10 protein-coding genes and 1 tRNA gene are annotated in these 11614 nt (G+C 72.4%); 4 read left to right on the top strand and 7 right to left on the bottom strand.

The annotated features are described in order from the left end of the window. Positions 1-88 precede the first annotated feature (88 nt). A complete protein-coding gene (locus M3B01_RS13680; RefSeq protein ID WP_259792971.1) occupies positions 89-802 on the bottom strand; it encodes a copper resistance CopC family protein in 714 nt (237 codons plus the stop codon). Positions 803-811: 9 nt separating this feature from the next. Further along, complete coding sequence (locus M3B01_RS13675) at positions 812-2347, bottom strand: nitrilase-related carbon-nitrogen hydrolase (RefSeq protein WP_259792969.1); 1536 nt, start codon at positions 2345-2347, stop codon at positions 812-814. Between the two features lie 86 nt (positions 2348-2433). On the opposite strand from M3B01_RS13675, the gene M3B01_RS13670 reads away from it, so the two are divergent. The 3 genes from M3B01_RS13670 to M3B01_RS13660 all read left to right on the top strand — a co-directional run bounded on the left by M3B01_RS13670 (position 2434) and on the right by M3B01_RS13660 (position 4388). Continuing rightward, positions 2434-2506 (top strand) — tRNA-Arg (locus tag M3B01_RS13670). A 182-nt stretch (positions 2507-2688) separates the two neighbouring features. Beyond that, complete coding sequence (locus tag M3B01_RS13665) at positions 2689-2988, top strand: ABC transporter permease (RefSeq protein WP_259792967.1); 300 nt, start codon at positions 2689-2691, stop codon at positions 2986-2988. A 188-nt stretch (positions 2989-3176) separates the two neighbouring features. Next, positions 3177-4388, top strand: a complete 1212-nt coding sequence (locus M3B01_RS13660) for a calcium:proton antiporter (protein ID WP_259792964.1) — start codon at positions 3177-3179, stop codon at positions 4386-4388. A 60-nt stretch (positions 4389-4448) separates the two neighbouring features. Here the strand turns inward: M3B01_RS13660 and M3B01_RS13655 are convergent, their stop codons facing one another. Beyond that, positions 4449-6158: an AMP-binding protein gene (locus tag M3B01_RS13655; protein WP_259792961.1), complete on the bottom strand. Its 1710-nt coding sequence runs from the start codon at positions 6156-6158 to the stop codon at positions 4449-4451. Between the two features lie 149 nt (positions 6159-6307). Between M3B01_RS13655 and M3B01_RS13650 the strand changes: the two genes are divergently transcribed. Beyond that, positions 6308-7063: a dienelactone hydrolase family protein gene (locus tag M3B01_RS13650; RefSeq protein WP_259792959.1), complete on the top strand. Its 756-nt coding sequence runs from the start codon at positions 6308-6310 to the stop codon at positions 7061-7063. Positions 7064-7084: 21 nt separating this feature from the next. Here M3B01_RS13650 and M3B01_RS13645 read toward each other — a convergent pair whose 3' ends face one another. From M3B01_RS13645 to M3B01_RS13630, 4 genes are all read right to left on the bottom strand, one after another. After that, positions 7085-7486 (bottom strand): general stress protein, encoded by a 402-nt coding sequence (locus tag M3B01_RS13645; protein WP_259792956.1) that lies wholly within the window; start codon positions 7484-7486, stop codon positions 7085-7087. A 29-nt stretch (positions 7487-7515) separates the two neighbouring features. Then, the gene (locus tag M3B01_RS13640) at positions 7516-8793 is read right to left on the bottom strand and encodes an ABC transporter substrate-binding protein (RefSeq protein WP_259792954.1); all 1278 of its coding nucleotides are present in this window, start codon (positions 8791-8793) and stop codon (positions 7516-7518) included. 124 nt (positions 8794-8917) lie between these two features. After that, positions 8918-10024, bottom strand: a complete 1107-nt coding sequence (locus M3B01_RS13635) for a Gfo/Idh/MocA family protein (protein ID WP_259792951.1) — start codon at positions 10022-10024, stop codon at positions 8918-8920. 80 nt (positions 10025-10104) lie between these two features. Further along, the gene (locus M3B01_RS13630; protein WP_259792949.1) at positions 10105-11394 is read right to left on the bottom strand and encodes an ROK family protein; all 1290 of its coding nucleotides are present in this window, start codon (positions 11392-11394) and stop codon (positions 10105-10107) included. Between the last annotated feature and the right edge of the window lie 220 nt (positions 11395-11614).

Below are 11614 nucleotides of genomic sequence, written 5' to 3'. Positions count from 1 at the left end.
GGGGGCGTCGTCCTGTCCCGTGCGGGCAGCTGCGCGGTGTCACCGGCGAGCCGGCTTGCGGCACCGGCGCGCTCGGGGCGCCCCTCCCTCAGCGGCGGCGCAGGGCGAAGAAGGCGGCGAGGGCCACGCCCAGCACAGCCGCGGCGATCACGCCGAGCAGCAGCGGCGTGGTCGAGGCCCCCTGCTCCTGGGTGGTGCCGTCGGCGGTGTCGCTCCCGGCGGTTTCTGCATCGGCGCCGTCCTGGGCGTCGGTGTCCTCCGCCTGCTGGGCGTCCTCGGCCTGCTGGGCGTCCTCGGACTCCATCGCACCGGCCTCGCCCTCGCCGGTCTCACCGTCCGTCTGCGCGGGGTCCTCCTCGCCTGAGCCTGCGCCACTGGCACCCGGCTCACCCTCCACGGTGAAGGTGAAGGAGCCCTCGATGGGGTGGCCGTCGGAGGAGACCACGCGCCACTGGGCGGTGTGGGTCCCGGCGGGAAGAGGCTCGGTGATCTGCGCTGTCACGGTGGCGCCGTCGATCACGGGTTCGAGCACGATGGGCTCCCCGTCGCCACCCGGGCTGATCTGGACCACGGGGCTCACCTCGAGCACGTCCGCGGAGTAGGTGAGGGTGATCTGCTCAGGGGATGCCTCCAGGGTCGCGCCGTCGGCCGGGTCCGAGGAGATCAGCGTGTCGTGCGCGTGGGCGGGCACGGGCCCCAGCAGCATCACCGCCGCCATCGTCATGGCGGCGAGCAGGGCAAACAGCGCGCGAGGCGCGGCGGCGGTCGGCGGGGCGGGGCGGGAGAGGGTGGAGGTGCGCACCCGGCCAGGCTACGCCGACGGGCTGGGCGGCTCCTTCAATGCCGCCGCGGCGGCGCGGCCGTGCTCGAGGACGGGCAGCGCCAGCCGCGCCTGCGCGATCTCAGCCAGGTCCAGATCCACCACCAGCATGCCTTCCTCGCGGCCCAGTTCGGCGCGCACCTGCCCGAGGGGGGAGATCACGGCGCTCTCGCCGATGCCGCGCGGCGCGCGTCCCCGGTAGTGCGGGTCGGGTGCCTGGTCGGCAGCGAGGATCGCGCAGGTGGAGTCCAGCGCCCGGGCGCGCAGCAGCAGCCGCAGCTGCTCGCTCTTGGCGGGCCCCTCGGCCCAGGCGATCGGCAGCAGGATGGCCTGCGCGCCGCGGCGGGCCAGGGCCGTGAACTGCTCGGGGAAGCGCACGTCGTAGCAGGTGGCGATGCCCAGGGGGGTGCCGTCCACCTCGATGGTGACCAGCTCGCTGCCGGGGGCGACGGTCTGGGACTCTCGCGCGCCGTAGGCGTCGAACAGGTGGATCTTGCGGTAGTCGGCGCGCACTCCGGGCCCGCGTGCGATGACGGTGTTGTGCACGCGGTCCCCGTCAGCAGGGGTGAAGGTGCCTGCCACGATCACCAGGTCGTGCTGCGCGGCGAGCTGCTCGACGAGGGCCTCGAAGCGGGGATGGTGCTGCTCGGCTGCCTCGCGCAGGTCGGTGCCGAAAGGAGTGAGGGTGGCCTCGGGCAGCAGCAGCACCCGGGCCCCGCGCATGGTCGCCTCGGCGACGGCGCGGCGCAGGCTCTGCAGGTTCTCCTCGACGTCCTCGCTGATGCGCACCTGGGCCACCGCGATGCGGGGCCCGGCACTGCGGCGCACCTGGTCGAGATCCTCGGGGGTGTCCATGTCCGCTCCCTCCATTCCGACGGCGGGACAGGCGACCAGCTCATCAGGCCCCAGATCCGCATAGAGGCGGCGCAGGCTGAGGTCCGCCCAGCCGCCGCCCGGGCCGGCCACGGCATCGAGGGCGGCCCGCAGCCGGGCAAGCGGCCAGGCAGCACAGAGGAACTGAGTGCGACCATCGGCCTCCAGCGCCACCACGCGGGTGCCGGAGGGATCGCGGTCACGCAGGGACTCGAGGGTCTCGGTGCGCAGCAGCGGCATGTCCCCGCCGAGGAGCAGGATGCGGGCGCCAGCTGCGGCGGGCGCGTGCTCCTCGACGGGCCGCTCGTGCGCGGTACGGAGCTGCTCACGGTCAGCGCTGGACGGCGCGTTCTCAGCGAGGAGGCGCTGGGCCTCCTCCACTCCCCTGGCCAGCGCCGCGAGGGGCCCGGAGCCGGGAGGCTCTTCCCGTACGAAGCGGGCTCCGTGACGCTCGTGCAGCCCGGCGGCGTCGTCCTGCTCGGGGCCGACGACGATCAGGTGATCCGCAGGGGCGGAGCGCAGCACGCGTTCCAGGGCCGCGACCCCGGCCACCGGCAGACGGGTCTTGTCCACCCCGCCCATGCGGGTGGAGCCGCCTCCGGCCAGCACGATCGCGACCGTCGGGCCGGTGATGTGGTCGTCATCGCTCGCCATGGGGCGATCCTCCCACGGGGCGTTACGATGTCCCAGGCCCTCGCGCAGGGCCGATGGCGGTCCCGACCGGATGGACCCGCCGCCCCGCCTCCGTAGCTCAGGGGATAGAGCACCGCTCTCCTAAAGCGGGTGTCGCAGGTTCGAATCCTGCCGGGGGCACTGTCGGCAGTTCGAGGCACTGTGCGAGACAACGGAGTCACGATGATGCCGCCCCGTGGAAACCTCGACGACGCCCAGCAGGGCCAGGCGCACCTCTGATCTCGCCACCGGGGCCACCGAGAGGGGATAGCGTGGAGGGGCCGCCGCACTCCCCTGCGGCCCTGTCCACGAATGGAGAACCCATGGCCGCGAACACGCGTCGCTCCTTCGACGCCACCTGGCTGCCCTTCGGGCTGCCCATCGGCCTGGTCCTGGGGATCTCCGTCGGGATGATCTGGTTCGACAGCCTGATCGTGGGCTTCGTCCTGGGTGTGATCCTGGGCCTGGCCCTCGGGGCCGCCATCGGCCTGCGCCGCGGCGACGGCGGTGAGGACGAGCGCATTGAGGACGCCCTGCGAGAGGACCAGCTGCGCGAGGAGCAGCTGCGCGAGGAGGGGCAGCCGCACACCCGGCCTCGCGACGGCGACCAGGACCGCATCTGAGAGGGGCGGCCCCGGGCGCACCGCACCGCGGGCAGCGGCTCACCCTGGTCAGATCCCTCTCCGAGGGATGCCCCCGCCCCACGGATCGTCTACGGTGAGGGGACGCCGCTGAGCAGGCGCTCCGGCCGGGACGACCCGGCCGGTTAGCCCCGGGCGAGGACGGCCTCGCGGAACAGGACCCACTCCGCATGCCGCTGCCCTTCCCTCTCCGTCGCGTCCTCACGCCTGTGGCCATCGCCCGCCTGGTGATCGGCTGGGGCGCCGTGGGTGCCCTCGCCGCAGCCGGCCCCCTGCTCGCTCCACCCGTGGCCGGCCCCGTGCTCCTCATCGTGCTGGCCGTGATCATCGCGGTGATCCTGCTGTGCTCCTTCGGGGTGGTCCACGAGGCCGAAGCTCTCGCACGCCGCCTGGGCGATCCGTACGGGACGCTGATCCTGACCCTGTCGATCGTCACCATCGAGGTGGTGCTGATCGCCGCGGTGATGCTGGGCCCCGGTGACCACGCCACCATCGCCCGGGACTCGGTGATGGCGGTGTCGATGATCATCTTGGACCTGATCGTGGGGGTGTGCCTGCTGCTGGGCGGGATCCGCCACGGCGACCTGCGGGCGAACCGCACCGGCGCCCTCGCCTACACCACGCTTCTGGTGGTGCTGTGCACCACGGCCTTCGCGCTGCCGGCCGCGATCGGGACCGCAGGCTCCTACTCCTCCGTCCAGGCGTTGACGGTGGCGGTGATGACGGTGGGCTTGTACGGGTTCTTCCTGTGGCGGCAGACAGGTGCGCAGGCCACCGACTTCCAGGAGGTCGCCGCGCCCACGGGGACCGACATCGGCGCGAGCACCGGGCAGCAGACCGCGAGCACTGGGAAGCAAACGGCGAGCACCGGGCAGCAGACCGCGAGCATCGAGCAGCGCCCCGCGATCGGCGCGGTCATCACCGCGCACCGCAGCGAGCTGCTGGCGCGCACCGCGCTGCTGATCGTGACGGTGCTGCCGATCGTGCTGCTGTCCCACGACTTGGCCGCCCTGCTGGACGACGGCCTGGGCCGACTCGGCGCACCGGCGGCACTGGCCGGGGTGCTGATCGCGATGATCGTGTTCACGCCGGAGTCGATCACGGCGGTGCGCGCGGCCCTGGGCGGGCAGACGCAGCGCGTGGTGAACCTGTGCCACGGGGCGCTGGTCTCCACCGCCGGCCTCACGATCCCCACCGTGCTGGTGATCGGCCTGCTCACCGGCCAGCAGGTGATGCTGGCCGAATCAGCAGCGAACCTGCTGCTGCTGGGCATCACCCTCGCACTCACCGCGGTCACGGCGACCTCCCCGCGGGTCACCGCGATGCACGGCGCCGCGCACCTGATGGTGTTCGGACTGTACGCGCTGGTGCTGTTCAGCTGAGGGCGCCGGCGCTGTTCAGCTGAGGGCGCGGCTCAGCGGAACCCGAACTCGCCGGGCTGCTCAGTCCTCGCGGTGGCGGCGCCGGTCCAGCTCCTCGAGCGTGGCGCGCACCTCGCGGCGCAGCACCTTGCCCATCTCGTTGCGGGGCAGCTCGGACAGCACGTGGAAGCGGCGCGGCACCTTGTACGCGGTGAGCCGCTCCTTGAGCCGGCGGCGCAGCGCCTCCACGTCCGGCAGGAGCCCATCGGGCGTGACGATCGCAGCGACCACCTCCTCGGTGCCCAGCTCGTCGACCATGCCCACCACGGCGATGTCGTCGATGCCCTCGTGGCCGCGGATCGCATCCTCCACCTCCGAGGGGTACACGTTGAACCCGCCGGTGATCACCATCTCCTTGAGGCGGTCCACGATGCTCAGGAACCCGTTCTCGCTCGCCACCGCGATGTCGCCGGTGCGGAACCAGCCGTCGTGGAACGCGGCCGCGGTCTCCTCGGGCCGGTTGCGGTACCCGGAGAACACCTGGGGGCCCTTCACCAGGATCTCCCCGGCCTCGCCGATCTGGACGTCGCGGTCCAGGTCCTCCGGGTCGGCCAGGCGCACGTGGGTGTCGGGGAAGGGCACGCCGATCGAGCCGGGGGTGCGGGAGGCATCTACCGGGTTGCCGGCCACGATCGGGGAGCACTCGGTCAGGCCGTAGCCCTCGATCAGCAGCCCCCCGGTGGCCTCCTCCCAGGCGTCCACCAGGTCCGGGCGCAGGGGCATCGCCCCCGCGATCCCGGTGCGGATGCCCTGCAGCGACATGCCGCGCTCCTTCGCGCCGGCGACCAGTCGCTCGAACAGGGGCGGCACGGCGATCACGGTGGTGGGGGTGCGGCGCCGGATCGCGTCCAGGATCAGGCCCGTCTCCGGCTTGGGTATCAGGTGGATCATCGCCCCCACCGTCAGCCCCGCGTTCATGGACAGCGAGCAGCCGAACACGTGGAACAGCGGCAGGCAGGCCATGAACACCTCCTGGCCGGGCACCAGCGGTGTCACCCAGGTGCGGGACTGCGTGGTGGTGGCCAGCAGGTTGCGGTGGCTGAGCTGCACGCCCTTGGGTGCGCCCGTGGTGCCGGAGGTGTACAGCAGCAGCGCCACGTCCTCGGGGCCGGGCCGGTTCTCCCGAGGCGCGCGGGCCTTGCTGCGCAGCAGGCCCCCGAAGGGGATGGTGCCCTCGGGTGCAGGCTTGGTGAGCTGATCGCGGGAGGCGCGGGCCTTCTTCACCGGCAGGCTCAGCAGCAACCGCTTGGCAGGCGTCATCTGCTCGATCAGGTTCACGGCGACGATCGCCCGGGGCCGCACCTCCTGCGGGAGGGACTGGACGGTGCCTGCGGCGGCGTCCCACACGATCGCCACCTCGGCCCGGTGGTCGGCGAACATGGGGGCCAGCTCGACGGCGGGGTACAGCGGGTTGTGCTCGACCACGGTGCCGCCGCAGGCCAGCACGGCGTAGAAGGCGACCACGTGCTGGGGGCAGGTGGGCATCAGCATCGCCACGGTGGAGCCCGGGCCCACACCGAGGGTGTGCAGCGCGCCGGCGACGGCCTCGACCTGCTGGGCGAGCTCGCGGTAGCTGGTGCGGCGGCCGAAGAAGTCCAGGGCCGGCTTCTGGGCCCAGGTGCGGGTGGCCAGATCGAACTCGTCGACCAGGGAACCCTCGGGGTAGTCCAGGCCGTGGCGGGGCACCCCGTCGGCATAGGCGGCGCTCCAGCGCTCCTCGAGAGTGGTCATGGCGGCTCCTGGACGTGGATGGGACGCAGCGGGGTCCATCGGCCGCGGAGGGCTGACGGCGCGGGGCCGACGGCACGGGCACCGGTGCCCGTCCTGCCAGCCCAGCCAAGGGTATGCCACACGCCCGGCCCTGGCGATACGCTCGCGGCGTGACTGCGACGACGCTTCCGATCCCCACCGACGACGGTGACCTGCCCGGCCTGCTGTGGCTGCCCCCGAACGGGGCTCGGGCCGACCGACCGGTTCCCGGTCTGGTGGTGCTGCAGGAGATCTTCGGGCTGTCCGCGTACATGCAGCAGCGGTGCGCACAGCTGGCCGAGCTGGGCTGCGCGGTGCTGGCCCCGCAGCTGTTCGCGCGGCTGGACCCCCCGGTGGTGGGCCTGTCTGACGGCGAGGACTTCGAGGCGTGGCTCGGGGAGGGCATCGCACTCACCCAGGCGCTGCCCTGGCAGCGAGCGGAGGCCGACGCCGTCGCGGCGCTCGAGGCGCTGCGCGGGCACGAGGCGGTCGATGCCGCGCACGTGGGAATCATGGGCTTCTGCTACGGAGGCGGGCTGGCCTTCGCCGCCGCTGCCACGGCGCGCGAGCAGGGCCGCGCACCCGCGGTGCTGGTGAGCTACTACGGCTCCGCCCTGCCCACGCTGCTGGACCGGGCCGCCTCCGTGGACATGCCCTCCCTGCACCTGTTCGGCACGGACGATGCCTTCATACCCATGGAGCAGGTGGAGCAGATCCGCCAGGCGGTCACCGACTCGGGGACGCGTGAACAGGTGCGGTTCGAGCTGCATGAGGGCGCGGGGCATGCCTTCGACAACCCGCACCCGGGCCTGCACCATGCCCAGGCGGCAAAGCGGGCCTGGATGCAGACCAGGCAGTTCCTCGCGGAGGAACTGCCTGTCAGCTGAGCGCTGGGCCGGTATGCCGGATCAGCGACCCTTGGTGAGGATGTCCAGGGCGGCGCGGGCGCGGTCGAAGGGGACCTCGACCGTGTAGGAGCTCGCCTTCATGGTGGACTGCGAGTGGAAGTTGCGGTCCTGGCCCTGCGCCGCGAAGGCGATCAGACCGAAGATCGCACCCCAGACGGCGCCGAAAACGACTGCGCCCAGCACGGTGCCCAGGGAGCCGATCGGTACGAAGATCGCCATCAGCAGGCCGATCAGCAGGCCGAACCAGGCGCCGGAGCCGGCGCCGAACAGGGCGGCCTTGCCGTAGCTCATCCGGCCGCGCACGATCTCCACGCTCTTGAGGTCGTGGCCGACGATGCGCGTGGCGCCCACCTCGAAGCCGGAGTCGGAGAGCAGGTCGACGGCGGCCTGGGCGTCAAGCACCGCCTCTGAGGCGGGGCCCGGCCGAATGCTCAGCCCCGGCCGAACCCCGCAGCATCCGCGAGCGCCCTCTGGTAGCCCGCCAGATCCGAGGCACCGGTGGTGAACTGGCTGGTCGCCTCGCTGATCGCGGTCAGCCACGCCACCGAGGTGGCGGCGCCGTGGGCGATCGAGGAGCAGATGGCATCCTGCGCGAAGGAGGTCAGGGCGTTCTGCATGTACTCGCTGAACTCGGCGGTGTCCACGTCGGTGCGCGCCGGGATGGCCCCCTTGGCGAGACTGAGCGCGAGCTGCCCGTCGACGGAGGAGACGGTCTCCAGCCACGCCCTGGCCCCGTCGGGGTGGGATGCGCCCTCCGGCAGGGTGAACGAGTCCGCCAGGAAGCCGAACACCTTCTCCCTGCCCGGCAGCTCGAAGGCCACGAAATCCTCGCCCAAGGCCAGCTGCGCCTGTTCGAACGCGGCGATGGCCCAGTCGCCCATCACGTTGTACCCGGCCGCGCCGTCGATGACCTGTTGGGTGGCTCCCGGCCAGTCGAGGTCGTCGCGGTCGGCGTTGGTGTGACCGATCATGGCCTCGAACCTCTCCAGTGCGGCGGTCACCTCGGCACCGTCCCAGGCGGTGGCTCCGTCGAAGAGGCCGTTGTAGGCATCGGCGCCCAGCTGGGCCATCAGCACCGCCTCGAGCAGGTGCACCTGGGTCCAGGTCGTCCCCACCGACAGCGGCGTGACGCCGGCGCCCTGGAGCCTCTGGAGCTGCTCGAGGAACTCGTCCAGTGAGGCCGGCGGGCTGGAGGTGTCGATCCCGGCGTCGTTCAGCACCGTGGCGGAGCCCCACACCATGTTGGACCGATGGATGTTCGAGGGGATCGAGTAGATCGCTTGATCCACGCTCAGGCGCGCCAGCAGCTTCTGGGGGATGGCATCGCGCAGCCCGAACTCGTCCAGGAGCGCCGAGACGTCCTGGATCTGGCCCGCCTCGATGTAGTCGTTGAGCTCGGCGCCGGCGTGGGCCTGGAAGGTGTCCGGCGGGTCGCCGGCTCGAAGTCGGGACTGCAGCAGGTCCTTGGCGGCGGAGCCGGCGCCGCCGGCCACCGCGCCGTTGACGAACTCGACGTCCGGGTGCTGGGTCGCGAACACCTCCACCAGGGCGTCGAGCCCGGCCTTCCCGGATCCCTGCGCCCACCAGGTGAAGACCTCGACGGAGCTCTGGGCCGCGGTGCCGCTGCCCGTGCTGTCGTCACCGCAGGCAGCCATCGTGCCGACTGAGATGAGCGCGGGGAGGGCGAGCAGGTGCCTGCGCTGGATCAACTGAACCGATCTCCTTCGGGCCGCGCGAGGGTGGGCAGCGGGCTGGCGTGATTGTCGCGCACATGGGCGCATCGAGGCGCCCCGGCGGGCCCTCCCGCACGGGAGCACGTCGCGCGCTGAGCTCTCAGAGCTCGAGCGCGACCTCGCTGCCCTGCTTCGCGGAGGCGTAGCAGGCATCGAGGATGCGTGCGCGGCGCAGAGCCTCCACGCCGACGTGCTGGCCGGGCTCGCCCGTGCGCACCTTCTCCAGGAAGTTCGCGACCGCCGCGGCATGCTTGCCGTGCTCGCCCACTTCCGGTCGCAGTTCGGCGGGCAGCCCCTGGACCTCGGTCCATACGTTCAGACGCTGATAGGGGTGGCGGGGGTCGCCGCCCCATTCCACGCTGGCCCCGCCCTCGGAGCCGTAGAGGGTGACGTACACCTGGTCGTAGGGGATCCACTGTGCCCAGCTGGTCTCCAGCAGCAGGGTGCCGCCGCCCTCCATCCGCAGGAACGCCGAGGCCAGGTCCTCCACCTCGAAGGGGACGTCCTCCACCGCGGAGGAGGTCTGGAAGGAGCTGCCGCCCCGTCCGCGCGGTCCGAACTGGGCGTGGGTGGCGGCTGAGACCGCCGTGACCTTCGGCTCCCCCATCAGGTGCAGCGACATGTCCAGCATGTGCACGCCGATGTCCATCAGCGCTCCACCACCGGCACTGGCGGCGCTGGTGAACCAGGTGCCCATGCCGGGGATGCCCTTGCGGCGCAGCCAGCCCGTCTTGGCGTAGTAGATCTCCCCCAGCACTCCGGACTCGACCACCTCGCGCAGGGCGGTGACGTCACCGCGCTGGCGGTGGTTGAAGGCGATGTCCAGCACCTTCCCGGTGCGACGGGCTGTCTCGACCATGGTGGCGGCCGCCTGCCCGGTCTCAGCCATCGGCTTCTCGCACAGCACGTGCAGGCCGGCCTCGAGGGCCTGCACGGTCATCGGGGCGTGCAGGAAGGTGGGGGTGGCGATGGAGACCACGTCCAGGTGGGCCTCGGCGAGCATGGTGGTGTAGTCCGGGTACCGGCCCTCGATGTCGTGCTGGTCGCCCAGCTGGTCCAGCAGGTGCTGCTCCTTGCCGGAGATCGCCACCAGGTCCACCGTCGGGTCGGCGGCGTAGGCATCGATGTGCTGCCGCCCGGCCCAGCCCAGTCCGATCACCCCCGCGCGCAGCTTCGGGGTGTCGGCGGTGCGGTCGGTCGCGGTCATGGGGGTGCTCCTGGGGCGGGTGCTCGCGTGCGATGACACCACCCTAGGCTCCGTTCCAGGGGTTCCGCACCAGGTGGGCCTCATCCTTGGTCGAGGTATTCCAGCGGATCCTCACGCAGGCGGGCCAGGGCCAGCTCGATCGCACCGCGCACCACCACCTCGGAGCCGTGCATGCTGGCCACCAGGCGCGGGTGGGGTGGTCCGGTGAGGGCCGGGATCCTCGTGCGCGCGCGTTCCAGCACGGGCTCGACGGCATCGGCGATGGCACCGGCCACCACCACCGTCTCCACCCCCAGCAGGCTCGCCAGGATCACGGAGATCCGGGCCAGGCGGTCGCCGATGCGATCCATCACGGCTCGTGCGAGCTCGTCCCCGCGGTCGGCCGCGGCGAACACGTCCACCGCCGTGATCCGCTTGGGGCTGATGCGCGCCAGCTCCGAGCGCGCGGCCACCCCTGCACCGTCGTCGAGCGCGCCGTCCCCGGCGAGCGCCTCGAGGGACCAGCGGCGCGCGAGCGCGGCCACGCCGTCGGCGCCCCGCTCGTCGTCGAGGGCCACGTCGAGGAACCGCATCTCGCCCGCACCCCCGGAAGCTCCGCGCAGCAGGCGCCCGTCCACGATCAGGCCGGCGCCGAACCGCTCCCCCATCATCAGGGTCGCCACGTGCGGCCCGATGCCTCCGGCGTGCTCGGCGATCGCGGCGAGGTTCGCATCGTTCTCCACCAGCACAGCGCCCCCCGCAGCGGCGCGCTGCGTAGGAGACCCGGGCCCGGCCCCGGGGTTGCCGTCCTGGGGCACGGTGCCCAGGGCGTCGACGAACCCGGGGTTCATCCGCTGCCAGAAGTCGTCGTCGTGCGGGGAGCGTCCGTGCTGGTCCACGGGGGCCGGGACCCCGACCACGGTGAGCACGCGCGGAGTGCCAGGCACGCCGGCACGCGCGAGCACGCGGTCGATCAGCGCAGTCACCATGGCGGTGCGGTCGGCCGACGGATCAGGCTCGGCCTGGTCGATCGGGTGATGCACGGTCGCCAGGGTGCGCCCGCACAGATCGGCCACCCGGGCAGTGAGGGTGTGCTCCCCTGCGTCGACGCCCGCCAGCACGGCGGCAGCGGATCGCAGGGCGTAGCGCCGGGCGGGCCGTCCGCGCTGCGCGGACCCGCCGGCGGGCGCTCCGTCGACCTGCTCGAGCCAGCCCGCGCTCACCAGCTCGGCGCACACCCCGAGCACGGTGGCGCGGGTGAGGCCGGTGGCGGCCATGGCATCGGCGGCGGTGAACGCGGCACCCCGCAGGGCCAGGCGCAGCAGGGCCTGCCGGTTGGCGCGGCGCATCAGCTGCGGGGAACTGGCACCGCGACCTTGGTCCTTTGACACCGTTGGGCACCTCCCCCATACTTTTCGATAAGGCTTAAATATATTGCCTGTACGTCCATCGTCGCACCGGAGCCCCCGCTGCGCACCCCCTTCGCGAAGGAGAGACGATGGCCATGGCGCCCGCGATCATCGTGTACCTGTTCGCGCAGCGCTGGGTGATGTCCGGCCTCACCCAGGGCGCCATCAAGTGATCGGCGGGGGGGGGCGGGGGCACCCCGCC

Source organism: Brachybacterium sp. p3-SID957 (assembly GCF_025144775.1).
Taxonomy (GTDB): domain Bacteria; phylum Actinomycetota; class Actinomycetes; order Actinomycetales; family Dermabacteraceae; genus Brachybacterium; species Brachybacterium epidermidis.
This window is presented reverse-complemented; position numbering and strand designations above follow the sequence as displayed.

What these genes read in the sequence shown, in the direction of transcription:
- M3B01_RS13655 (WP_259792961.1), bottom strand. Translation starts at nt 6,158, where the DNA reads ATGACCACTCTCGAGGAGCGCTGGAGCGCCGCCTATGCCGACGGGGTG.
- M3B01_RS13675 (WP_259792969.1), bottom strand. Translation starts at nt 2,347, where the DNA reads ATGGCGAGCGATGACGACCACATCACCGGCCCGACGGTCGCGATCGTG.
- M3B01_RS13660 (WP_259792964.1), top strand. Translation starts at nt 3,177, where the DNA reads ATGCCGCTGCCCTTCCCTCTCCGTCGCGTCCTCACGCCTGTGGCCATC.
- M3B01_RS13635 (WP_259792951.1), bottom strand. Translation starts at nt 10,024, where the DNA reads ATGACCGCGACCGACCGCACCGCCGACACCCCGAAGCTGCGCGCGGGG.
- M3B01_RS13665 (WP_259792967.1), top strand. Translation starts at nt 2,689, where the DNA reads ATGGCCGCGAACACGCGTCGCTCCTTCGACGCCACCTGGCTGCCCTTC.